Consider the following 23,842-nt stretch of genomic DNA (forward strand, 5'->3'; position numbering starts at 1 on the left):
TTCGCCCGTTCCCCGTGCTGCGCCCGGACCCCTTGCGGGGGCTCCGCCCCCGCACCCCCGCGCCTCAAACGCCGGCGAGGCTGGATATGCCGCCCGGCCGGGGGTGGGGACGGGGTGGGGTGTCGTCCGGGACTAAAACGAGATGATTTCGGCGCGAGGTACCTCGCACAACCGGATCCGGAACAGGCGCCGAACATCGAAGCCCGTCCCGGACGACACCCCACCCCGTCCCCATCCCCGGCCCCCGCAGCACGCCCCCGACACCCCGCCCGGCCAGGGCAGCGGCTTAGCGGAGCCCCGATCAGCAGGGCAGCGACCCCCCGACCCCCGCCCGGCCAGGGCAGGGCAGGGGTCCCGTTGCAACCCCCGGCCAGGGGTCACGCTCCGGGCCAGGGGCCCGGGGTCGGGGACTCTTCCGTGGTTTCCGTTTCCGTCTTGAAGACCTCGAAGCCGCGGCGCCGGTAGTTGTCCATCGCCGTCGGGCCGTCCTGGCTGCACGTGTGGACCCACACCCGGCGGGTCGGCTCGCGGTCCGGCCAGCGGGACGCGAGGTCCCACGCGCGGGCCGTGCCGAAGCTCAGCAGGTGTCCGCCGATGCGGCGGCCGCGGAAGTCCGGCAGGAGGCCGAAGTACATGATCTCGACCACGCCGTCGGGCTGCGGGTCCAGCTCGACGTAGCCGGCCGGGGTGCCGCGGTCGTACGCGACCCAGGTCTCCACCCCCGGCCGCTCCAGCAGCTCCACCCACTCCGCGCGGGTCAGCGACAGCCGGTCCGTCCAGTGGATGTCCCCGCCCACGGAGGCGTACAGGAAGCGGCTCAGCTCCGGGGACGGGACCTCCGCCCGGGTGATGGTGATCTCCGGGCCCGGTACCGCCGCCGGGACGAGGGCCGACGGCGAGGTCATCTCGAGGGACCAGGTGGTGAGTGTGATGGTGCTCATGCCGTTCAGGGAATCACGGGTGTCCCACCGCGGCTCAGGCGGGCCCGGATCACGGCCGGGGCGGTGGAGTGGGGCAGCAGCCGGCCCGGTTCCGGGGGGCGGATCAGCTCCACCTCCACGTCCTCCGCGAACCGGTACGGCCGGTGCGTCAGCACCCCCGCCAGGTGCCTCCGCACCCGCGACAGCTCGGCACGCACCGTCACCGTCCGCGTCGGGTCCCCGAACAGCTCGGCGGCCAGTTCCGCCGCGGTACGCCCCCGCGGGGACTCCGCCAGCAGGAACAGCAGCTCCGCGTGGCGCGGGCTCAGCTCCTGGGACCAGCTGCCCGCGGCCCCGTACACGGTCGCCGACCAGGACCGGGGCCGGCTCAGGTCGAGCACCACCCGGCTCACCGCCGGAGCCGCCGCGGCCCGGGACTCGGCCAGCCGCAGCAGCCAGCCGCCGGGCAGCGGCTCCGCCACGCAGTCGCCCAGCTGCGCGACCCACACCGGCCCGGGGCCCAGCCCCTTCGGCAGGGCGACCCGGTCGGCGGGGGCGAGCCCCGTCACCGCCGCCGTCCAGCCGTGCGGGTCCACGGCCAGGGCGCGTCCGGGCAGCCGGGCCAGCAGCGGGGCCGCCACGGCCCGCAGCCGCTCCTGGGACTCCAGGTGCCGCACCCGCAGCTCCCGCTCGGCGAGCCGGGCCACGGAGCTCACCCACGCCAGGGTCGCCGGGTGCATGGTGGCCAGCGGCCCGCTCACGTCGACCACGCCCAGCAGTCGCCCGTCCCTCGGGTCGTGCACGGGGGCCCCGGCGCAGGTCCAGTCGTGGTGGCTGGAGACGAAGTGCTCCGCCGAGAACACCTGGACGGGACGCCGCGCCACCAGGGCCGTGCCCACCCCGTTCGTGCCGACCACGGCCTCGTCCCAGTCGGCCCCCACCGCGAAGCCCAGCCGGTCCGCCTTGCGCAGGATCGACCGGTGCCCCTCCCGCCACAGCAGCCGCCCGTCGGCATCGGCCACGACCATGATGTGCAGGGCCTCGTCCAGCGCGGGCAGCAGCCCCTCGCGCAGCACCGGGAGTATCTCCCGCAGCGGCGAGACCTGCCGGCGCTCCTCGGTCTCGGCGGCCGACAGCAGCCGTGAGCGGGCGTCCCGGTCGGGGTGCACCCCGCCGGCGAGCATCCGCCGCCAGGACTCGGCGATCTCGGGCCGGGGGGCGGCCGGCGGGCGGTCCCCGGCCAGCGCCGCGGCCCGCACCCCCTTCAGCAGGCGCGTGGCGTCCCGCGCGTCCATGGCCGAGATGCGCGCCACGTCGACCGCACTGCCTGCGGTGTTGGCCACCGGAACCTCCCCGTGCTGAACAGGACGTACGGCGCGAGCCGCCCCCGTGGCGCACGCGCGTACTTCCCGGGCACATGCGGCGGGCGAATTCCGAGCCGTAAGGAATGCAGGGTTGCAACGGTATGCAACCCTCGCCAACCTCCGGTCACCCGACCGAAACTATCGGCACGCCGCCGAGCGGCGTGACAGCTCCTTCCTCGGGGCTCTTGGACCAGGGGTGGTGCCGAGTCGGCGCGGCGCCACCCCGGGTCCCACCTCCACGGGCTCGGATCCGGCGCTGAGCGCTCCGTCGGCCGTGCAGTGGTTTGGGGACCACCGCGGCCCGGGAGCACGGTGGTTTGGGGACCGCCGTCAGCCCGTGATCCGCGCCCGTGCCACCACCCCGGCCAGGTCGAGGCCGTGCGGCAGCGTTCCGAAGGCCGCCCCCCAGTCGCCGCCGAGCCGGGACGCGCAGAACGCGTCCGCCACCTCCGGCGGGGCCCAGCGGACCAGCAGCGAGCCCTGCAGGACCAGCGCCATCCGCTCCACCACCCGGCGGGCCCGGGCCTCGATGCCCTCCAGGTCGGCCAGCTCCGTCAGCAGGTTCTTGATCGCCGCGTCCAGCCGGTGGTCCGCGCCCCTCGCCAGCCCGATCTCCTGGAGGAACGCGTTCAGGGCCTGCGGCTCCCGCTGGAGGGCGCGCAGCACGTCCAGGGACTGCACGTTGCCCGAGCCCTCCCAGATGGAGTTCACCGGGGATTCGCGCAGCAGTCTCGGCAGTCCCGACTCCTCGACGTAGCCGTTGCCGCCCAGACACTCCAGGGCCTCCGCGACCATCGGCGTACACCGCTTGGTCACCCAGTACTTCGCGGCGGGCACCGCGAGGCGCAGGAAGGCCCGCTCCTGGTCGGTCCCGGCGTCGTACGCGGCCGCGAGGCGCAGCGTCAGCGCGGTGGCGGCCTCCGACTCCAGGGCGAGGTCCGCGAGGACGTTGCGCATCAGCGGCTGCTCGATGAGCGGCGCTCCGAAAGCAGAGCGGTGCTCCGCGTGGTGGACGGCCTGGGTCAGCGCCTGCCGCATCAGCGAGGCCGAGCCGATCACGCAGTCCAGCCGGGTCGCCGCGACCATCTCGATGATGGTCCGCACCCCCCGGCCCTCCTCGCCCACCCGCCGCGCCCACGTCCCGGAGAACTCGATCTCCCCCGAGGCGTTCGACTTGTTGCCCAGCTTGTCCTTCAGCCGCTGGATCGCGAACGCGTTCCGCGTCCCGTCCGGCAGCACCCGCGGCACCAGGAAGCAGGTCAGCCCGCCCGGCGCCTGCGCCAGCACCAGGAAGCCGTCCGACATCGGCGCCGAGCAGAACCACTTGTGCCCGGTCAGCACGTACTCCCCGGACGCGTCCAGCGGAGCCGCCGTCGTCGTGTTCGCCCGGACGTCGCTGCCCCCCTGCTTCTCCGTCATGCCCATCCCGAAGAGCACCCCGGCCTTCCGCCCGGCCGGCCGCAGCCCCTCCTCGTACACGTGCGAGGTCAGCCGCGGCTCCCACTCCGCCGCCAGCTCCGGATCCGTCCGCAGCGCCGGCACCGCGGCGTGCGTCATCGAGACCGGGCAGCCGTGCCCCGACTCGGCCTGCGACCACAGGAAGAAGCCCGCCGCCCGCCGCAGGTGCCCGGCCGGACGGCCCCAGGCGTCGGTGAGCCCGGCGCCGACCGCGTGCCCGAGCAGCCGGTGCCACGACGGGTGGAACTCCACCTCGTCGATCCGGTTCCCGTACCGGTCGTGCGTCCGCAGCACCGGCGGGTTCTCGTTCGCCTCCCGCCCCCACCGCTGGGCCTGCGCCGAACCCGCGGCGCGCCCGAGCGAGGTGAGCTCCCCCCGTACCTCGTCGCGGAGTTCGGGGGCCGCGTCGGCGAGGTGCCGTTCCACGCCCTCGGTGAGGGCCCGGTCGCCGAGGTAGACCTCGTACCCGACGAGCGGCGGGGCCTGGTTGCTGACTGTGTGGGTGGTGGCTGCCATGCGGATACCGTAAGGACGTGCAGCCAGCAAAAGAAACACCCGAGGGGACCCCGGTACGTCCGGGAAGGCTCCACCGGGCCCGCGCCCTCTACCGCAACGTCTCCAAGCGCAAGATGGGCTGGCTGCTCCTCAAAGACACCGTCAACTCGTGCATCGAGTACCGGATCCTCGGCCTCGCCGCCGAAGCGGCCTTCTTCACCCTGCTCTCCCTGCCCCCGCTCTTCCTCGGCCTGCTCGGCCTCCTCGGCTACGTGGACGGCTGGACGAACACCCAGTCCGTGGCCAGCATCGAGGAGAACATCCTGCGCGCGGTCGGCACCGTCCTGTCCGACCGGGGCGTCAACGACATCGCCAGACCCATGCTCGACGACGTCACCAGCCGGGGCCGCCCCGACCTGATCTCCCTCGGCTTCGCCTTCGCCCTGTGGTCCGGCTCCCGCGCCGTCAACGTCTTCATCGACACCATCACCGTCATGTACGGGCTCGACGGACAGCGCGGCATCGTCAAGACCCGGCTGCTCGCCTTCCTCCTCTACGTCATCGCCCTGCTGATCGGCGCGATCGTGCTGCCGCTGATGGTCGTCGGGCCCGACGCCGTCGTCCGCCTGGTGCCCTGGAGCACGGAGGTGATCGCCGTCCTGTACTGGCCGGTGGTCACCCTGCTCTCCATCGCCTTCCTGACGACGCTCTACCACGTGTCCGTCCCCGTCCGGTCGCCGTGGATCGAGGACGTGCCGGGCGCGCTGGTCGCCCTCGCGATGTGGGTGCTCGGATCGTTCCTGCTGCGGATCTACCTGACCAACACGGTGGAGGGCCCGACCATCTACGGGTCCCTGGCCGCGCCCGTCGCGATCCTGCTGTGGATCGGCATCTCGGCCTTCGCGGTGCTCGTCGGCGCCGCCGTCAACGCCGCCATCGACCGGGTCTGGCCCTCGGTGGCCACCGCCGCCGCCCGCGAGGCCAACGAGCGGGTCCGCGAGGCCGAGGCCGCCCAGCTCGTCGCCCGCGCCGCCGCCTGGCGGGCCCTGGCCGAGGGGGAGTCCGAGGACGACGAGGACGCCGGGATGCCCTCGGAGTTCCCCGAGCGCTGGTCGAACTTCCTCCCGCCGGACGACTACACCTCCCGGCTGCGCAAGCACTGACCGGCCCCGGCCCGTACGGTGGCGGTGTGTACGAGGAAGCACCGTCCGGGGCCGTCCCCGGCGCCGTGCGCTGGCGGGCCGAGGGGCCCGGCGGGGTGGTGCTGCCCGACGGGTGCATGGACCTCCTCTGGACCGGGGGCCGGCTGCTGGTCGCCGGCCCCGACACCGGCCCGCACCCCGCCGGGGAGGTACCGGGCCGCTCCTTCGCCGGACTCCGCCTCGCCCCCGGCAGCGCGCCCGCGCTGCTCGGCGTACCGGCCCGTGAACTGCGCGACCGGCGGGTGGAGCTGGCCGACCTGTGGCCCGCCGCCGAGGTCCGCCGGCTCACCGAGCGCACCGCCGCGTACGAGGACCCGTGCGCGGCCCTCGAAGCGCTGGCCCGGACCCGCCTCGCCGCCGCGGGCCCGCCCGACCCGCTCCCCGCCGAGGTGACGGCCCGCCTCCGCGCCGGGCAGCCGGTGTCGGCCGTCGCGGCCGCCGTCGGGCTCGGGGAACGCCAGCTGCACCGGCGGTCCCTCGACGCCTTCGGGTACGGCCCCCGCACCCTGGGCCGGATCCTGCGCCTCCAGCACGCCCTGGCCCTGGCCCGGCGGGGGCTGCCGCAGGCCGAGGTGGCCTTCGCCGCCGGGTACGCCGACCAGGCGCACCTGGCCCGCGAGGTGCGGGCGCTGGCCGGCACCACCCTCGGGGCCTACACGGCGTCGGCGGCCGCGGCGGGGGCGGCGGGGGCGAACAGCGAGACCCCGCAGCCGTCCGGGTCTAGCACCACCGCGTAGCGCTGGCCCCAGAAGGCGTCCCAGGGCTCCAGGTGCCCCTCGTACCCGGCGCCCGTCAGCTCCGCGTACAGCCCGTCCACCTCCGCGGGGGACTCGCACAGAAAAGCGAGCTCCCGGCGCTGCCCGCCGCGCTGCGGGCTCCAGGAGGGGTCGAAGGAGCGGACGGTCTCCTCGGTGTCCCAGCCGATCCGCAGCCCGCCGGGCAGTACGGCCTCGACGTGCGGCTGGGCCTCGGCCCCGGCCGGGACGTCCAGGCCGAGCCGGCGGTAGAAGGCGAGCGAGGCGGCCATGTCGGAGACGACCAGGCCGATCATGTCGAGTCGTGGAGTCATGCCCGCAGGCTAGGCACGCGGCCGGCCTGCGGTCTTGAACGAAACGGACACGGGCCGCCGGCGGCCGCCCGAGACCGTCCGGCCGGGTGGCGCGGTCGCGGCAGCGCACGCCGGCGGCCCTCCGGCCGCCGCCGCCCGCGGCCCGGCGGTCCGGCTCCGGGGCGGGGTCCCGGACTCCGGCGCGCGGTCCCCGGGCCCGGGGTGCGCGGGTCCCGCCCCGGTGCGCGGGTCCCGCCCCCTCGGCGTGCGCGCTCCCGGGCCCCGGGGACCTCCGCTCTCCACCCCCGGGTGGAGGGCGGAGGTCCACCCGGGATCCACCCCCGCGCCGATCACAACGGCCCGGCCCGCTCCTAGCGTGGAACGCATGGATGCCGCACGCCTGCTCGTCACCGCCCTCGTCATCGCCCTCGTCGTCGTCCGCCGGTTCACCGGGCGGCCCGTCAAGGAACAGGGCCGGCTCTGGACGCTCCCCGCCGTGCTGGCCTTCTTCGCCGTGTCCGGCGGCGGGCTGGTCGAGCCCCGGCACCCGGTGGCCGCCGTCCTGCTGCTCGCCGCCGAAACCGGGGTGGCCTTCGGGCTCGGCCTCCTGATGGGCCGCGCCATGACCGTCTGGCGGGAGCCCGACGGGACCCCGTGGGCGAAGGGCAACCGGGCCGTCCTCGCCCTGTTCGCCCTCTCCCTCGCCACCCGGGCCGCCCTGGCCCTGCTCGGCTACGCCGGCGGCATACCCCCGCACACCGGAGCGCTGCTGCTCACCCTCGCCGCCTGGGTCCTGGCCCAGGGCCTGGTCCTGGCCGCCCGCGCCCGCCGGGTCCCGCTGCCCGCATGATCCACACGGCGCCCCTAGAGTGGGCCGGATGCCGATGTCACGCCCGTTGCCCCAGCTCACGACCACCCACATCAGGGTCGCCGTGCTGGTGGCGCTCCTCGGCTGGTTCCTCTACGGCCTGCTCGCACCCCCGCCCGGCGCCGCCGCCCTCGGCTCCGGTCTGGCCGGGCTCGGCATGACCGTCCTCGGGGCCACCGCACTCGACCGCACCCCCGCCGGTGCCGCCGCCCTGGGCGCGGGGCTCGCCGCCGCCTGCGCGACCGGCCTGCTGGCACCCGCAACCCCGTGGGTGGTCCTCGTCTTCGCGGCCTGCGGCCTCGCCGCCGCCCGGCACACGAGGGCCGTCGCCGGCGCTCTCCTCGGCTGCGGGGCGGCCGCCGTCGCCGCCGTCACCCTGCTGCACGGCCGTGACCCCGTCGAACTGTGGAACGTCGTCGGCCTCTGCGGCACCTACGCGTACGTCCGCGCCCGCCGGGCCCGCCTCGCCGCCGAGGAGGCCGAGCGCGAACGCGCGCTGCTGGCCGAACGCGCCCACGTGGCCCGGGAGGTCCACGACATCCTCGCGCACTCCCTCTCCGCCCAGCTCATCCACCTGGAGAGCGCCCGCCTGACCCTGGCCGCCGGACGCCACGAGGAGGCGTCCGCCCTCGTCGAGCGGGCCCGCGCCCTCGCCAAGGGCGGCCTGGAGGAGACCCGCCGCGCCGTCGCCGTGCTGCGCGGCGACGCCCCCGCCCCGCACGAGGCCCTCGCAGGCCTGGCCGAGGAGTACCGCCGTACGACCGGCTCCGTCTGCGCCCTCACCGTCACCCCCGGCCCGCGCCCGCTGCCGCCCGAGCAGGCCCTCGCGGTCGTCCGCACCGCGCAGGAGGCCCTGACCAACGCCCGCAGGCACGCCGCCGGCGCCGACGTCGAGATCACCCTCTCCTACCCGGCGGAGCGCTGGGCGCTGTGCGTCACTGACTCCGGGGGCACCGGTCCGGCCCACCGGGCCGCCTCCGGGGGCGGGTACGGGCTCCTCGGCATGGCCGAACGGGCCGAACTCATCGGAGCCGCCCTCGACGCCGGGCCGTACGGCACCGGCTTCCGCGTCCGGCTGGAAGGACCCCTGTCACCGTGACCGCCACCGATCCCGCCACCGCTCCCGACACCCCGGTACGCGTGGTCGTGGCCGACGACCAGACCGTCGTCCGGGAGGGCCTGGTGCTCCTCCTCGGCCTGCTCCCCGGCACCGAGGTGGTCGCCTCCGCCGCCGACGGCGCCGAAGCGGTCCGGCTCGTCGCCGAACACGCCCCCGACGTGGTGCTGATGGACCTGCGCATGCCCCGCATGGACGGGGTGGAGGCCACCCGGCTGATCACCGCCGGCCACCCCGGCACCGGGGTCGTCGTCCTCACCACGTACAGCGACGACGCGTCCGTGCTGGCCGCCCTCAGGGCCGGCGCCCGCGGCTACCTCACCAAGGACGCCGACGCGCAGGAGATCGCCCGCACCCTCGCGGCCGTCCGGGACGGGGCGACCAGCCTGGGGCGGGCGGCCCAGGAACGCCTGGTGGCCGCGGCCGTCGCCGCGGAGCCGCCGCAGGCCCCCCGCACGGGCCTGCCCGACGGCCTGACGGCCCGTGAGGGCGAGGTGCTCACCCTGATCGCCGAGGGGCACTCCAACTCCGAGATCGCCCGGCGCCTGACCATCGGCCGGTCCACGGTCAAGACGCACGTCAACAACCTCTTCGCCAAGACCGGAGTTCGCGACCGCGCCCAGGCCGTCCGCTACGCCTTCCGCAACGGCCTCGCGGATTAATTCGGTGGTGCGGCCGGACGGGGCGGTCTAGGGTTCCGGAGGAACGGCACGCGGCGTCCGGCCGCGGCCGCCCTGACCAGCAGGAAGCAGGAGGTGAGGACATTGATGACTGTCACGGTGACGGGCACTGCCCGCATTCAGGAGTTCATCATCGTTTCCGCCCCTGTGGCCTCCGGCTGACCTCACACACACCTCGCACCGCCTCCGGGCGGGCGCTGCCGGGGCCACCCTGTGAAGGGTCCCCCTTGACTTCCTCCTCCGCTTCCTCCTCTTCCTCCACCCCGTCCCTCGCCGCCCTCGGCTGGGACGAGGCATGGGCGGCCGAGTTCGCCCCGTACGCAGACCGGGGACTCGTCCCGGGCCGCGTCGTGCGGGTCGACCGGGGCCAGTGCGACGTGATGACGGAAGACGGCGTGATCCGCGCCGACACCGCGTTCGTCACCCCCCACGACCCGCTCCGGGTCATCTGCACGGGCGACTGGGCCGCCGTCGAGACGACCGGCAGCCCGCGCTACGTCAAGGCGTACCTGCCGCGCCGGACCGCCTTCGTGCGGTCCACCTCCTCACAGCGCTCCGAGGGACAGATCCTCGCCGCCAACGTCGACCACGCCGTCATCGCGGTCTCCCTCGCAGTCGAGCTCGACCTCGGCCGCATCGAGCGGTTCCTCGCGCTCGCCTGGGAGAGCGCCGCGTAGTACACACCAGCCCTCACCTGCACAGATGCCGTTTGGAGCGGCCGGATCTGTGAGGTAGGAGGGCACTATGGCGAAGAAAACGGCAGAGGAGTTCCGGGACGGTTCTCCCGAGGAACTGGCGGGGAAGACCCCGGAGGAACTGGTCGACCTCTACCTGCGCCGCAGCAAGAAGAGGGAGACCGTCGAGACCCTCAAGCAGCACGCGCGCGACCTGCGCCATGAGATGCACAGGCAGGGGCTCACCGTCCGCAAGGTCTGGCTGGAGCAGCGAAGCGCTTCCAAGCAGCACGTGCGGCGCGAGAAGCTCGAAGGCGCGATGGCCGCCGTCATGGACGGCGAGATCAAGACGCTCGCCGTCTGGAAGACGGACCGCTTCGACCGACGGGGCATGGCTGCCATAGGCACGGCCCTGGACGAGTTCGACCGCCGGCGGGCTCGGCTCTTCGTACTCCAGGAACGCCTGGACTCCAGCCAGCCGGGCACCCGCATCGTCTTCGCGATCCTGGCCGAACGCGCTCGCAAGGAGATCAAGGACCTCACCCTCCGGGTGACGACCGGAAAGAACGCGGCACGCACCGCCGGCCGGTGGCCGGGCGGTCGCACCCCGTACGGCGTCCGGTCTCCCAGGGGGTCGGGACACATCGAACCGGACCCTGCCGAGTACCCGCACGCCCGCCGCATCGCGGACGAGCTGTTGGCAGGGAAGTCCGCGATGCGCGTGGCCCACGACCTGGAACGGGACGGCATTCGGACGCGCGACGGCGCCCGCTGGGACGCCCGCGCGATCACGCGCATGGTGCGCTCGACGGCATGGGCCGGCCTGCTGCCGACCAAGGAGAGGCGGTTCGACGAGCACGGCCAGCCCCTCGACATATGGGTTCCCTCCGCCGAGCCCGTGCGGGACGCCGAAGGCAACCCGGTGGTGATCGGGACCGGTGTCGTCAGCCCGGGGGAGCGGCTCCGGATCCTCGCGCTGATCGAAGCGCGCGTCACCAAGATGGGTGGGGGATCACGCGGGAAACGCCCGCACACCACCTTGCTTGGAGGCATCTTCTCCTGCCCGTACTGCGGGAAGGGCATGACCGGGAGCGGCAGCGGCAGCGCCCGCAGCCTCATGTACCGGTGCCGCACCCGATCGGCGTACGGCAAGGACGCCTGCCCCGGTGTGGTGGTCCGCGCGCCGCGTATGGACGCGGCGGTCGAGGCGATGTGGCTTAGCCACGTCTCGGCTCTCGAACACGGATCCCCGGGCCTCGACGCCATAGTTCGACGTTGGGCGGTCTTCCACGACGTGGAGAAGGAACAGCGCCGCAAGGAGGTCATGGCCGGCCTCGATGCGGCGAGGACACGCCGCGACAAACTGGAACACGACTTCTACGTGGGAGGCACGTTGTCCGAAGACCGGTTCAAGACGTTGGCAGCCGAGCAGTCAGCGGTGATCGGGTCACTCGACCTCGAAGCGGCCGAAGTCGCACGGGAAGCCGACCTCTCTGTCTTCTTCGCCGACGGCGAGGCGCTGGCGGACGCGTGGGCGGAGTCGACGCTCGCGGACCGGCGCATGCTCCTGGGCTGCGTCCTGAAGTCGCTGACGATCGTTCCCGCACGGTTCCCCGGGGACCGGACGCCGATTCTCGGCCGGGTTGTTCCCCAGTGGGCCGCCTGACGTAGTTCGTGAGGCTGTGGTCCCGGAACAGGGAGAACCCTGTTCCGGAGGAATCTGCGAGAGGTGGTGCATCTGTCAGACGAGGGAGAGTGTCCAGCTTCTGATGCTCCTCGGCAGGATGACCGCTGCGCACAGTACGGGGGAGCCCGCTGTCGTGGAGAGCCGCCCGCAGGGCTAATTCTCCTGCAGCAGCGCCGAGCAACGATCAACGCGCATTTACAGTAGGAACATCCGCCGTGCTCGCTGGCCCGTTGCGTTGCATGCGGAAGGAGGGGATGAGCGAGGATGCCGAAGCGCACCCGACGTGCAACCGTGCTTGCTGCTGAACAGCGTGCGGTTGACCATGCGTATTCCTGTCTGGAGCGGGCCCGGCAGGAGGCGTCGGAGCTGAGCGGCCTCGACGTCGCGGCCAGCGGCAAGGACTCCATTGACGCCCGGCAGACCTGGGAGCGGGAGCTGGCGTCCTTCGACATCGGAGGCAAGTCCCTCGTCTTCATGAGGGCCGATGTCGACGAGGGTGAGGGCCGCGAGACGTTCTACGTTGGGCGGCGCGTGGTGCGCGACGAGCAGCGGAATCCTGTCGTGGTCTCCTGGAGTTCGCAGGCTGCGGTGAACTGGCGGCTGACCAGCGAGCGGGATCCGGGGCAGGTGCGGCTGTTGCGCCAGATCATCTGTGACCAGCAGGTGGTCAAGCGCTATCTCGATCTCCATGGGTCGGAAGCGGGACCACCGGCGGTACCGGAGATACCGGCGGCACCGGCCGCCGCCGACGCGCCGGATACAGCGACCGAGGAGCCGGCGTGGCGTGATCCGCTCCTCGACGAGATGGACCGTGCGCGTGATGGCTCGATGCACGACATCGTCGAGACCATCCAGCGGGAACAGCTTCGGCTCGTGGCGGAGGAGCCTGCGGGCGTGCTCGTGATCCAGGGCGGTCCGGGCACGGGCAAGACGGCGGTCGGCCTGCACCGCGTGACCTGGCTGCTGGACAACAAGCACCGGACCGCCAAGGAAATACTCGTCATCGGCCCCAATCGGGGATTCCTCGACTACGTGGGCGTCACCCTGTCCGAACTCGGCAGTGACGACGTGTCGATGCTCGAACTTCCCGCGCTCTGGTCGGCAGCAGCGTCGCCCCGAGACCCCCGTCCGATCGCCGCGGTGAAGGCTGATCCGAGGATGGCCGCGGTGCTGCGCAGGGCCGTCGACTGCGAGACGACGAGCTCGGTGGAACGGCTGGCCGCGCTCGTGGGCGGGCCGGTCTTCACCTTCGAGCTGAACCGCCGCGAAGTCGTTGTACCTGTGGAGGAGATAGCGGAGATCGCTGCTGCGGCGCTGGCCGGCGACAGTCCGTACCAGGTGCGTCGGGAGCGCTGCACACAGCGGATCACGCAGCACCTGACCGATGTCTACGTCGGGCTGCTGCCAGGCCCTGCCGACATCGACTACCTGGCCGAGACGGCCAGGGCCCGCCCCATCGTACGCCTCCTCAAGCGGATCTGCCCCAGCCTTGCGGCCCAGGACATTCTGCGGGGCCTGTTCTCCGGCGGGGCCAGCCTCAGCCGGGCCGCCGAGGGCATTCTGTCGGCCGCCGAACAGGATCTGTTCACCGCATCCCGCCTAGGAGCCGGTCCGGTGAGCCGTACGGCGCGTTCGCGGACGGAACTGAGCCGCGAAGACATGGTCCTTCTCGATGAGCTGGAGTACGTACTGGGCGGACGCCCCCAGAAGGTGTACGGGCACCTGGTCATCGACGAAGCACAGGACGTCACGCCGATGGAGGCCAGGGCCCTGGCACGGCGCTGCCCCAGCGGTTCGATGACGGTGCTCGGCGACCTCGCGCAGTCGACCGGGCCCTACGTCCACCAGGACTGGGACGGCCTTGGGGTGGTGCTCGCCGGCCAGGGCGGAGGGCGGGTCACTCAGCTGCTCACGGGGTTCCGCGTACCAGGAGAGGTCATGGCCTTCGTGGCCCGGCTGGGCGAGCACTGCGCGCCCGGCGTGACAGTGCCCGACTCGGTGCGCGACACGGGCGCGGGCGTCGCCGTGATCCAGGGGGCGGAGGTAGGCACTCTGGTCGCCGAGGCCGTAGCACGGCTACGGGCGAGCGCACCTGCCGGATTGGATGAACGCTCGATCGGCGTGATCGTGCCGCCGGTCGGGGAGTGGGCCAGCGATATCGCGCGCGCGCTCGGTTCAGAGAGTCTCGGGAACCTTGCCGTCCTCACCCCGGCTGAGGCGAAGGGTCTCGAGTTCGACCACGTCGTCGTGGTGGAGCCTGCCGAGATTGTCACAGACGAGGCTGTCGGCCTGAGGCATTTGTATGTCGCGCTGACCCGGTGTACCCAGTCGCTGACCGTCGTCCACGCCCTGCCTCTGCCCCCGCAGATCGGAGGCCCGGACCGCGTTCCCGCCCCCACTGCCTCATCCGCTCCTTCGCCGTCCCCTCATGAGGCGGAGGGCTCGGTCGCGGATCCTGCGGCGAGCCTGTGCAGCAGGTACTTCGCTGACGGGACTCCGTGCACCCATTCCACTCACCACCCAGACAAATGGTGCAGGACGGCCCCTTGCGGGGGCTTCCGCACGGCTGAACCGGTGGTCGTGGCCCAGCCCCGGAGGCTTGCTCCAATCGTCGGTGCGCAGGACCAGGGCCGTCTCAACCTCGATGCGCGGCAGCGTGCCGCCGTGCGGCTCAGCTCGGGGGCGTGCGGGGCCTTTGTCGTACGGCACCGGGGCGGCCTGCGCGAAGCGGCGGTGGAATTGCACACCATGCTGGCCGCGTTCGTCGAGCGGGCCCGGCACCTGCGCGCCGCAGATGGCACCTGGGTGCTAGACCTCGAGGGATTCCGCATCGTGCTCAGTCCCGAGGCCGACACGATCACGGGCTACGACGCGGTGCACGCGGAGCGGAGCTTCGCGCAGTTCGAGGAGGGCGTCGCTTCCCGGGTGGGCAAGGACGCCCGGGCTGCGCGGAGATCGGCGCTGACCGCGCCGGTGAGGGAGAGCGGACCACTGCTCGGTGCCGAGGAACCGGTCCGCCTGCTCGACGCAGAAGCGGTGCACGCTACCGCCTCGGCCTGCGCCGGATACGAGCGGGTGGGGCAGATTCGCGGTGTGTCCGATGAAACCTTCGTACGCGCGATGCGTGGAGCGCTCGCCGATGATCTGCGGACTGCGGATATCGAGTTGTTCGAGACCCGTGTCATCGTCAAGGGCAGCCACTTCCAGTGGCGGCTCTCGCCCGACGGCCGCTCCCTGCTGACCGTGCGCGAACCCGGTACGGACTACCTCAGACCGCCGGCCGTCACCGACTTCCTTCCCGAGCCCCGAAGGACGACCATGTCCCCCACCGACCCGTCACCCCTGCTCGTCGAAGAGGAGCAGGCGAAGGAAGACCAGCCGGCCGCAGCGAGCAGCGGCCTGGAAGACCTGGTGGCCGCCCGCACGGTGGCGGCGCGGTCGAACCGGTCCCACGAAGCGCTCCGGCACCGCCTGCTCGCCGACCTCTACGACAGTGCGTCGGAGGTCGGGGAGAGCGCTTTCGTGGACGCCTGGTGCACGCGGGCTGACGGCACCGTGCTCTTCGACGTACTGGGCAGCGAGGACAGCATGTACCCGTCCATCCGGGAGTCAGTGCTTCACCTCATGGAGGTGTCCCACCTGCGTACGGAAGGCCAGGCGGAGTTCCTCGTCGTCGTGTTGGGCGGCGAACCGGCGGAGCCATGGGTGGCTGACGCGGTCGATGGCGCTTTCAGCGTGCTCCTCACCTGGCGAGCCGACGGGACCTGGGCTGGGCCGGGCGCGCGGCACATCGCGCCCTAGTGAGGGTGCCTGCCGCCACCTGAGAAGACCTGTCAAAATACGATGCAGGTTTCGAACGCGGGAGACGAGCGGGGCGCATGGGGAACGAGGACGCTTCGGCCGATCGGATCGGTGGATTCGGAGCGGGGGCACCGCCGTTTACGGAGGCGATGACACGCGCTGAGATGGTCGAGGCGTGGCGGGCGCGGCGGTCCGCCCGACGCTCCGCCGCGGTCACCAGTTCCGGGGGCGTGGTCGACGGATTCGCGTTGCGCAAGTGGCGCAGGGCCGGGGTCTTCGGTGCGGAGGCGGTGGCGCGTGTCGAGGATGTGCTGCGCGGGCTGCTGGAGTCCACGAACGCCGAGGACGAAACCCTGCGGTGGGGCGCCGACACCGTTCGTTCCTGTCTGGACGGACAGCCGACACCCCAACTCGTCCACGCCGTTAAGGCCCTGCTCGAAGCCGTCGAACCGGGCCGGGCCGTCGAGCAGACCGCCGCCGTGCTCTCCACCGTCTACGAAGTCGGCCTGCCCTGGCTCTCCCCGGTTGGTGAGCGCCGACTCGCGGTGATCATGGGAGAGGCCCCGGCGGCTGACCTTGGCACGGACAACATCCCCCGTGGTGCCGAGGCGGACCCCACCGGGGCTTTCGCGCTTCAGCAGGCTCTTGCCCGGAGGAACCTGAAAGAGCTGTCCACGCACCATCTGGGGGCCATCGTCCCCTGGGCGCCCCTCGGCATCATCGACGACCTGATCGAGGCAGGCGTATTGGACCGCGGCCATCAGCCGTGGGCCCTGCGGGCGGACGCCGGCGAACAGCGTTACCTGCTTGCCAGGCTCGCACCGGAGAAGACGGATGCCGCCCTTGCCCGCTCGCTCGGCTGGGACGAGCCCGGCGAGCGGGAGGCGTTCCTGGCGGGCGACCCGGTCCAGCCGGCACCGGGCAGCCTCTACGACCTGCTCCTGCGTGTCGCGGATGGTGAGACGGACGTCCTCAAGGAACTCGAGAGGCTGCTGCCTCGCGAGCTGGTGCTTCGCCTGCGCAAGGTGCGCGATGGCGCTGTCACGGGCTCCTGGGACCCGGACATCCCCGCCGACCGCGGGCTGTGGCGGCTGATGTGCTCCCTGTGGGAGCCGAGGGCCGCGGTAAATCCGGCGCGCGGGCCGTTCTACGCCCTCGTGGCGCTGCGGCATGCCTACGACCTGATCTGCCAGGGCGAGAGGAAGAAAGCCCAGGCACAGGTGGACAAGCTCGTCGATCACGAAGGCGCGTCAGCCGAGCACGCGGCTGAGGCGTGGAACATGTTCGCCTACCTTGCTCTGCTCAATGACGATCTCGACCTCGCCTATGTCTCGCTGGCGCGTGTCGCCCGAACCGACCAGCGGGTCGAGGAGAACCTGGCTCTGTTGGACCGTCGGCGGGGAACCAGGCGCAACGATCGGGACCAGCCCGCCAATCCGTATCTGGAGCTGGGGCTGCCGCACAAGAGTGAGCAGTGGAAGCACCAGTGGCGCGAGCGCAGACGGGCCGACCGGGACGACCTCGACCTGGCGGCGCAGGCCAACTGGGCGAAGCGCCGGATTGAGCAGGCTGAGCGGACCGAGGACTGGTCCGACTTCTTCGTGCTGCCGCTGGACCCTGCGTCCCTGCGACTGCTCACGGTGCGACCGAGGTCCCTGACGCCGGGACTCGTCGCGATGCCGCGCCGGACCACGCACCGGGCCGACGCTGACCTCGCAGCGATACGCAACCGCGCGATCGCCGATCTCCTCTCCACCCTGCTGACCGCGCCCCGGCGCCCCGATCACGACCACAGGACGACTTCATGAGCAGCGAGTCCGCACGCCGCAAGAGCAGCCCGAACGCGGCCGGACAGACCAAGAAGCCCACGGGGCGGACCCGCCGCAAGGAGAACCAGGAGTTCGCGGCGGACATGAAACTGCGCACCCTCAGGCCGGAGGAACTCCTTCATCCGGCGCAGCTCCTTGCCCGATTCACCGAGCGAGCTTCGGAGCTGATCGCGCAGCTTCCGCAGGACGCCCGTCCGACCCCCGCCACAGTCAACGCGGCGCTGCGTCAGGGGGTGCTGGAGGCATTCAGGACGCGGGACGAGCACATCGCGCGGCTGGTCGAGACCGACGTCCTCGCAAGCACGCCCGAACAGGGAGCGAAGGCCATCCGCCGGGCGGTGCGCGCCTCCCTCATCGACATGGGGGTCCGTGTGGTCGAGGAGGCCGACGAGCAGGAGCTCTTCGTCGTCGTCGAGGGCGAAGGTGAGGGCTTCGAGCTGCTCCGGCCGGCCTACGTGGACCAGGCGACGGACAAGCTGCTGCTCGCCGGCCAACTCCGCCGCATCCCAGCCCCGAGGACCCTGGCGGAGCGTGACGGGACCAGTGCGGCGGACGTGCGGGGAGGCGATGCCAAGTGACCTCGACAGGAATCGACTTCGGTACGACCAATTCCGTCGTGGCCCAGTGGCAGGGCGACAACGCCGAGGTACTGCCACTCGACGCTCACCACATTGATGCCGACTGGCGGCGGCCCGGGTTTGAGCAGCTCTTCCCCTCGGTCGTGGGTGTCAGCTCGCTTCGACGCGGCCCCTTGTTCGGCTGGGAGGCCAAGCTCCGCTCCGAGGAGGCGGCTGAAGCCTGCAAGCGTCTCCTTAAGAGCGACGAGTACGTGACCATCCAGGGCAGGCGCTTCGCGGCGACCACCGTCGCGGCGGGTGTATTCACCGCGATGCGCGACGGCGCCCAGCACAACCTCACCGACATCGATCGCGCCGTCATTACTGTGCCCGCCAACGCGACGGGCGCCGCCCGGTATCGGACCAGGGCAGCGGCGCGGTTCGCCGGCATCGAGGTCCAGGCTCTGCTCAACGAGCCGACAGCGGCTGCCATCTCGTATGTCCACGACTTCCGCGAGGACTCCCAGATCCTGGTCTTCGACTGGGGCGGCGGCACCATTGATGTGACCGTGCTCGACTACTCGGACGGGTTCTTCGAGGAGCGCGCGTCACGCGGAGTGACAGAGCTCGGCGGCCTGGAGATCGACCGGCGGCTGCGTGAACTTGTGCTCGAGCGAGCGCCTGCGCGCAGGGCCTGGACTCCGGCACAGGAGCGCCAGTTCCGGCTGGACGTGGAGCGGAACAAGATCCTGCTTTCCTCCCAGCCGTCCGTCACGGTGGTCACCCCCGACGGTGTCGGTGTCGAGATCCACCAGGGCGAACTGGAGGAGGCGATCGGCGACCTCGTCGACCGCGCCCTCGGGCCTGTGGAGCAATGCCTGAAGGACCTGCACATGGCCCCGCTCGACGTGGACGACATCCTCATGATCGGCGGTACGAGCCAGATCCCCAGCGTGCGGGCCGCAGTCGCCGAGGCACTCCAGACGGAGCCCGTGCCTACCGAACTGTGCGATCCGATGACAGCGGTCGCGCGCGGCGCGTCGATCGCGGCGGCTGTGCTCGCCGGTGAGACCGAAGGAGTCATCCAGGTCGCCACCAGCCATGCCCTCGGCACGATGGTCAAGGACTCCTCGGGACGCAAGCGGTTCAGCCAGATCATCCCCAGGAACTCGCCGCTGCCCTGGAAGGAGCGCAAGAGCTACACGCCGCAGAAGGACCACGCACGGAAGCTGTCCGTGGAGATCTGGGAGGGCGACCCGGACAAGGAGCTCGCCCACCGCGACAACGTGCAGCTCACCGAACTCACCCTCACGTACCCCACGCCGCGGGTCCGCGACGAGTCCCGCTTCGACCTGGAGTACACGTACGACTCCAACGGCCTGCTCCACGTCAAGGCCACCCTGGAGCACACGGGCGAGGTCGTGGTCGACCAAGAGGTCGAGAGCTTCGGTTCGGGTGGCCCCACGCCCGAGGTCCGAGAAGAGCTGGACCGCCTGCTGAAGGGCAACTCGAATCCGGACCCTCTCGGGACGGCAGCCTCGGCAGCAGGCACCCGCCCCGTTCCCGCGCCTCCGAAGGCGCGTCCGGTGCCGCTCGACGGTGGCCCGCACACCATAGTCGTCGACGGCTCCAACCTCGCCTGGATCGGTCATTCACCGGTTCGCCCGGGGATCTACGAGGACGACGATCACCCGAGTTTCTCTCAGCTTCAGGCCGCGCGGGCGGCGCTGGCCAAGAAGTATCCGCAGGCCGACATTCATGTCGTGGTTGACGCCAGCTTCCGGCACAAGGTCGCAAACGCGGAACGTGAGGCCGTGGAGGCCGCCCTCAGCAAGGGAGACATCATCCAGCCGCCAGCCGGCACCGAGGGCAAGGGCGACGCCCTCGTGGCAGTCATCGCGGATGAATCCGGCGCGACGGTCGTGACGAACGACAACTTTGCGGAGTTGCAAGGCCGCTATCCCTGGCTTCGGGAGAAAGGCCGGGTTCTGGGCGCCACCTGCTCCAAAGGGGGCTGGTTCTTCACCGAACGTACCTGTGTGGCGCCGCGGGGGCGGGGGTAAGGGGAACCCCGGTGTGCTGGCGGTGCCCCCTAGCGACTCGGTCTCCCAACCAGAACGGTGCCTACCCACACGGGTGGGTAGGCACCGGGGCCCAGGCTCAGACGGCGACCTTACGGCCCACCTTGAGGTACAGCTCGGTGCCGTCGAGCGCCCCGACCTTGCTCACGACCGCGTAGAGCGCTATTGATCAGGAACTCCGTTCGCATCCTTGTTACGGCGCTGTCAGGGGTGGGAGCTCGGACAGCCCCCGGGTTACGCCGATTCGACGGCCTTGCTCACGGCATGGCTGACGTGATCACGGAGCGAGTCAGCGGAGACGTATGAGAGTGCCTTAGCCAGCGAATCGAGTGCGGAGGCGAACTGGCTCTCTTGCTGGCGCAGATGCACGTCGAGGAAGGGGACCACAGCACCCGTGGCGTCGCGGCGGGCCTGCCGTGCGTACAGCACGGTGAGGGAGAAGGCCCAGCAGGCGTGAAGGAAGCCGTAGACGGGACGAGGAGTTTCCCGCCAGGGGGAGAAGAAGGTGACATCGGCGGGGAGGCGCACGTCGTGTGCGGCCAGTGCGTCGTTGAGCCAGTTGTGGGCGGCCTCGTGGATGAGGTCGCGGGCCAGGACCTCGGGGTGGGGGGTGTAGTCGGTGAAGACCGTGCCCGGGAGGCGGGTGAGGGCCCAGCTGTGGAGGGTCTCGTCCAGCCGGCGACGGTTGAGCAGGCAGATGACGGGGGCATGCTGGGTGAGCAGGGTGCCGAAGCCGTGCTCGGTCGCGGAGGCGAGGGCGGCACGAACGAGGCCATGGGCCTCGGCTGGGGCAGGGCTAGTGTCGGGGCGGACGAGGTAGTACGCGGTTTCGGAGATCTCCGAGCGGAGCAGGTCCGCGGGGCGCGGGCTGAGCACGATGTGCGGGCCGGCCGACAGGTGGGTCAGGTCTCGGACCGTCGTACGGCGGTACCAGGCGAGGCGGTCCGCGTCCCGGGCGCGCGCCGTGTGTTCGGCGCCTTCGAGCAGGTGGTGGGCGACGGCGTAGTCGAGGGCGAACGCGCCGAGGCGGTTGCCGAGTACGGAGGCGATCCGGCTGGTCCGTTGGCGCTGGTGGTCGGCGATACCGTCGAGGGCGACCAGGGCTTCCGGGGAGAGAGCGCTCATGCGTGGCTCCGGGAGTGGAACGGGGCCGGACCGGGACGGGCCCGGCCCCGTGGCGGGTCAGGACTCGGTGGTGGGCTCAGCGGCGTCAGGCTGCACCGTGGTGGCCAGCCACGTCTCGGTGGCCGCGTTGGAGGTGTGCGCGGTGGTGCGCACCGGGTCGCTGTCACGCAGGGACGCGACCGCCTCCAGGAACTCGTCGAACGTCTTGTCGTCTGCCACTGCTCGCTCTCTCTCCTCAGGTAGGGGCGGTGGGTCGGGGCGAAGGGCTGGTGCGGGCGGGCCGCGGGGGCCGGTCACGGATGCACGGCTCCTTACTCGGAGACGAAGAGCGTCAGGAACTTGCGAACGCAGCTGGCGCGGACCGGTTCGGTGCCGTGGACGAGTTGGCTGCCGAAGACCACGAGAGTGCCGGGAGCGGGTGCGACGCTCCACCGGGTGCGCGGCATGCTGCGGAACCAGGGAGAGGACAAGTCCGTCCCGTCGTGTGCGAAGCGCATCCCCGGGGCGTAACCCGACCCGGCCGGCGCCTCGTCGGTGGTCCAGGCGGCGTCGCTGCCCGTGGTCTCCACGTAGAACGCCCCGCCCGTGTCCTGGGTGTCCGTGAGCGTGACCGTCGCGGCGGCGATCTGCCGGGGACGCGAGAGGGGATCGGGGGCGATGCCGTCCGCATGCGGGGTGATGTACTGACCGGCGCCGTATTCGAGGTAAATCCACGGCCGGTGGCCGGTGACCGACGGCAGGGTGCGCGTTATGGCGGCCATGTGGAGCTTGAGGGCCTGGTCGAGGAGGGCGGTCGCCTCGTACGGGATGTCGGTCATCTCGATCCGACCGACTGGCTCGTAGACGTCCTGCGCCTCGGCGGGGGAGTGGCCGGGGATCTCGTGGATAGTCGTATGTCGGCCCGCGCCGTACCGGTCGCGCCCGAGGGGGCCGAGCGCGTCGTCCATGACGTCGTTGAGGCGCTCGATCTCGTTCGGTCTGAGGAAGCTCTCCACGGTCTGGACGGACAGCGTCTCAGCGATGTGGATCACTGCGCGCCTCCATCGCTGGAGCGGGCTGCGGTCGCGCAGGCGCAGAGGGCGGACGGCGGGGCAGAGGCGGCTTCGGCCAGGGCCTCCGTGAGTACGTGCACGGCGTCGGTGAGGTTCTCGAAGTACTGGGCAGGTGTGGTGCCGGCAGAGGGTACGAGATGGAGGTCGAGCGTCGGATACGCCCGGCCGGTGGTCCGGCACGTGAGCTCGTTGCGGCCGAGGACCAGCGAACACGCTCCGGGCAGGGAGGACTCGGCTCGGCCGGCGGCACGGCACAGGCGTGCCGCTGTTCGCGCGTACTCGGCGCGGTCGCGCGGCAGGCTGCCGACCGAGAGGAATCGGGGCTCGGCTCCGGGAAGGTCGGCGTATGCGTGGCCCTGGCAGCTGTCATAGGTGACGGTGTTCCAGCCCGCGGTGAGCGCGTCGACGACCGGGCGGACGCCGGACTCGATGCCCTCGTACCACTGGGGGTGTCGCGGGTCGAGATCGTCCGCCTCGTGAACGCCGGGGAGGCCGACCGTGTTGATGTTGCCCTGGGCGCTTACCTGGAGGCGTGCTCGCGGGCGCGGTGCGGCGGGGTCATCCCAGCGGGCCAGGAACGCCACGACGTGGTGCATGTCGTTGGGGCGGACGGGACGCCAGCGTAGCCGGGAACAGGAGGCACCGGGCGGGAGGTCCGGCTGGGCGAGCAGGGCGGCGACGCCGTCGATCAGGCGCATGCGGTGGTCGCAGTACGCGTCTTCGTCGCCTGCGGCGGCGAAGCGGAGGCGGACCGCCGGGCAGCCCGCGCCGCAGGTGTCGCGGTAGTCGCAGGTCGTGCACTTCGTGACCAGGGAGCGCGCCTGCCGGAGCAGGGGAGAGCTGCCCTGGGCGCCGGCCACGTCCGCCTCAGCGTGTACGTCACCGAGCGCGGCCAGGCCAGCCTGCGGCCAGGGCAGCTCGTCACAGCTTCCCAGGCGGTCATCGGGATAAAGGGTGAGGACGTGGTCGCACTTCAAGTCGGAGAAGTGACAGGAACGGGTTTGTAGTCCCCTCAGGCGGCGGATGACAGAGACGACGGGCTCCAGTTTGACGCGGCGGAACAGGCCGTCGGCGACCCAGTGGTGGGCGGCCTCCAGCACGAAGTCGGCGTACTGACGCGGCGTGACGGCCCAGGCCGGGCCGGTGGGGCCGATGGCCCGTCGCTGGAGTGCCCGGCTGGTCGGCGTGCGGGATCCGGCCACCGTGGTCGACCGAGTGACCGCCGCGTCGAAGCACGGCACCAGGCTGACCGTCGTCACGGCGGGAAAGGAGGCGAGGTGCTCCATGACCTCGGAGGCCCGGCCGAGGACGTATGGGGTGACGCCGCAGATGACGCCGACGCGGCGTTCCCGACGGCCGAGGAGTTCCAGGGCTTCGACCACTCGGGGGTACGTGGGGCTGCCGTCGTAACCGACGCGCCACGAGTTTCCGAGCGCGTCCCCGTCGAGGGAGATGCCGATCTCCAGCTGGGGGCAGTGCCGCTCGAACAGGTCCAGCCAGGCGTCGTCGAGCTGGAGGCCGTTGGTCTGGAGGCTCACGCGGATGACGTTCGGCTGTGCGGCGAGCGCGTCCAGGATCTCTGCGATCTGTTCCCGGCCGGCGGTCAGGGGCTCCCCGCCGTGGAGTTCGACGCTGAGCGGACGCCTGGAGAAGATCGAACCGAGGCGGTGGACCTGTTCCGCGCTGATCCGGGCGCCGCCCGGGGACTCCTTGCGCTTCTCGAAGCAGTACAGGCAGTCGATGTCGCAGGTCTCCCCGCGGAGCTTGAGGATCACGGAGACGGCCGTGTCCGTCCCGGTGCTCGGCAGCGGGGCGTAGAGACTCTCCAGGTCGATGGAGGCGGTGCGGGTGACGGGCATCAGAGGACTCCGGAGGAGGAGAGAC

General features: G+C 71.8%; 18 protein-coding genes and 1 pseudogene. 11 read left to right on the forward strand and 8 right to left on the reverse strand.

All coding sequences use genetic code 11. The annotated features are described in order from the left end of the window. Positions 1-377: 377 nt before the first annotated feature. The 3 genes from ACIPW5_RS34735 to ACIPW5_RS34745 all read right to left on the reverse strand — a co-directional run bounded on the left by ACIPW5_RS34735 (position 378) and on the right by ACIPW5_RS34745 (position 4,258). Positions 378-941, reverse strand: a complete 564-nt coding sequence (locus tag ACIPW5_RS34735) for a GNAT family N-acetyltransferase (protein ID WP_401253817.1) — start codon at positions 939-941, stop codon at positions 378-380. A gap of 5 nt (positions 942-946) precedes the next feature. Further along, positions 947-2,215, reverse strand: coding sequence for a GAF domain-containing protein (locus ACIPW5_RS34740; RefSeq protein ID WP_401253929.1), 1,269 nt, complete (start codon positions 2,213-2,215; stop codon positions 947-949). 399 nt (positions 2,216-2,614) lie between these two features. Further along, the gene (locus tag ACIPW5_RS34745; RefSeq protein ID WP_401253820.1) at positions 2,615-4,258 is read right to left on the reverse strand and encodes an acyl-CoA dehydrogenase family protein; all 1,644 of its coding nucleotides are present in this window, start codon (positions 4,256-4,258) and stop codon (positions 2,615-2,617) included. Positions 4,259-4,275: 17 nt separating this feature from the next. Between ACIPW5_RS34745 and ACIPW5_RS34750 the strand changes: the two genes are divergently transcribed. Both ACIPW5_RS34750 and ACIPW5_RS34755 read left to right on the forward strand, forming a co-directional pair. After that, positions 4,276-5,400, forward strand: coding sequence for a YihY/virulence factor BrkB family protein (locus ACIPW5_RS34750; protein WP_125815009.1), 1,125 nt, complete (start codon positions 4,276-4,278; stop codon positions 5,398-5,400). Between the two features lie 26 nt (positions 5,401-5,426). Continuing rightward, positions 5,427-6,176 (forward strand): helix-turn-helix domain-containing protein, encoded by a 750-nt coding sequence (locus ACIPW5_RS34755; protein ID WP_401253823.1) that lies wholly within the window; start codon positions 5,427-5,429, stop codon positions 6,174-6,176. On the opposite strand, the gene ACIPW5_RS34760 is transcribed toward ACIPW5_RS34755, so the two are convergent. Beyond that, entirely contained in the window at positions 6,092-6,508 is a 417-nt protein-coding gene (locus ACIPW5_RS34760; protein ID WP_401253826.1) for a VOC family protein, read from the reverse strand. The genes ACIPW5_RS34755 and ACIPW5_RS34760 overlap by 85 nt on opposite strands. 364 nt (positions 6,509-6,872) lie before the next feature. On the opposite strand from ACIPW5_RS34760, the gene ACIPW5_RS34765 reads away from it, so the two are divergent. The 9 genes and pseudogenes from ACIPW5_RS34765 to ACIPW5_RS34805 all read left to right on the forward strand — a co-directional run bounded on the left by ACIPW5_RS34765 (position 6,873) and on the right by ACIPW5_RS34805 (position 19,763). Further along, entirely contained in the window at positions 6,873-7,337 is a 465-nt protein-coding gene (locus ACIPW5_RS34765) for a DUF1453 domain-containing protein (RefSeq protein WP_401253829.1), read from the forward strand. A 28-nt stretch (positions 7,338-7,365) separates the two neighbouring features. Then, a complete protein-coding gene (locus ACIPW5_RS34770; RefSeq protein ID WP_401253831.1) occupies positions 7,366-8,454 on the forward strand; it encodes a sensor histidine kinase in 1,089 nt (362 codons plus the stop codon). Then, entirely contained in the window at positions 8,451-9,134 is a 684-nt protein-coding gene (locus ACIPW5_RS34775) for a response regulator (RefSeq protein ID WP_401253834.1), read from the forward strand. The genes ACIPW5_RS34770 and ACIPW5_RS34775 overlap by 4 nt, the downstream gene beginning before the upstream one ends. 245 nt (positions 9,135-9,379) lie before the next feature. After that, a pseudogene (gene rsgA / locus ACIPW5_RS34780) lies at positions 9,380-9,826 on the forward strand (GTPase RsgA); the annotation flags it as partial. A 70-nt stretch (positions 9,827-9,896) separates the two neighbouring features. Beyond that, positions 9,897-11,492, forward strand: a complete 1,596-nt coding sequence (locus tag ACIPW5_RS34785) for a recombinase family protein (protein ID WP_401253836.1) — start codon at positions 9,897-9,899, stop codon at positions 11,490-11,492. Between the two features lie 285 nt (positions 11,493-11,777). After that, a complete protein-coding gene (locus ACIPW5_RS34790) occupies positions 11,778-15,314 on the forward strand; it encodes a HelD family protein (RefSeq protein WP_401253838.1) in 3,537 nt (1,178 codons plus the stop codon). Between the two features lie 77 nt (positions 15,315-15,391). Then, positions 15,392-17,122 (forward strand): hypothetical protein, encoded by a 1,731-nt coding sequence (locus tag ACIPW5_RS34795; protein WP_401253841.1) that lies wholly within the window; start codon positions 15,392-15,394, stop codon positions 17,120-17,122. Further along, positions 17,119-17,721, forward strand: coding sequence for a hypothetical protein (locus ACIPW5_RS34800; RefSeq protein WP_401253844.1), 603 nt, complete (start codon positions 17,119-17,121; stop codon positions 17,719-17,721). Before ACIPW5_RS34795 ends, ACIPW5_RS34800 begins: the two co-directional genes overlap by 4 nt. Then, a complete protein-coding gene (locus ACIPW5_RS34805) occupies positions 17,718-19,763 on the forward strand; it encodes an Hsp70 family protein (RefSeq protein WP_401253847.1) in 2,046 nt (681 codons plus the stop codon). The genes ACIPW5_RS34800 and ACIPW5_RS34805 overlap by 4 nt, the downstream gene beginning before the upstream one ends. A 252-nt stretch (positions 19,764-20,015) precedes the next feature. On the opposite strand, the gene ACIPW5_RS34810 is transcribed toward ACIPW5_RS34805, so the two are convergent. From ACIPW5_RS34810 to ACIPW5_RS34825, 4 genes are all read right to left on the reverse strand, one after another. Continuing rightward, positions 20,016-20,906: an aKG-HExxH-type peptide beta-hydroxylase gene (locus ACIPW5_RS34810; RefSeq protein WP_401253849.1), complete on the reverse strand. Its 891-nt coding sequence runs from the start codon at positions 20,904-20,906 to the stop codon at positions 20,016-20,018. A 57-nt stretch (positions 20,907-20,963) separates the two neighbouring features. After that, positions 20,964-21,125 carry a hypothetical protein gene (locus ACIPW5_RS34815; RefSeq protein WP_158718651.1) on the reverse strand — a complete coding sequence of 54 codons (162 nt, stop codon included), beginning with the start codon at positions 21,123-21,125 and terminating at the stop codon, positions 20,964-20,966. A gap of 92 nt (positions 21,126-21,217) precedes the next feature. Continuing rightward, positions 21,218-21,937 (reverse strand): 2OG-Fe(II) oxygenase, encoded by a 720-nt coding sequence (locus ACIPW5_RS34820; RefSeq protein ID WP_401253852.1) that lies wholly within the window; start codon positions 21,935-21,937, stop codon positions 21,218-21,220. Further along, entirely contained in the window at positions 21,934-23,817 is a 1,884-nt protein-coding gene (locus ACIPW5_RS34825; RefSeq protein ID WP_401253855.1) for a radical SAM protein, read from the reverse strand. The genes ACIPW5_RS34820 and ACIPW5_RS34825 overlap by 4 nt, the downstream gene beginning before the upstream one ends. Between the last annotated feature and the right edge of the window lie 25 nt (positions 23,818-23,842).

Source organism: Streptomyces sp. NPDC090077 (assembly GCF_044747545.1).
In the GTDB taxonomy this organism is placed as follows: Bacteria; Actinomycetota; Actinomycetes; order Streptomycetales; family Streptomycetaceae; genus Streptomyces.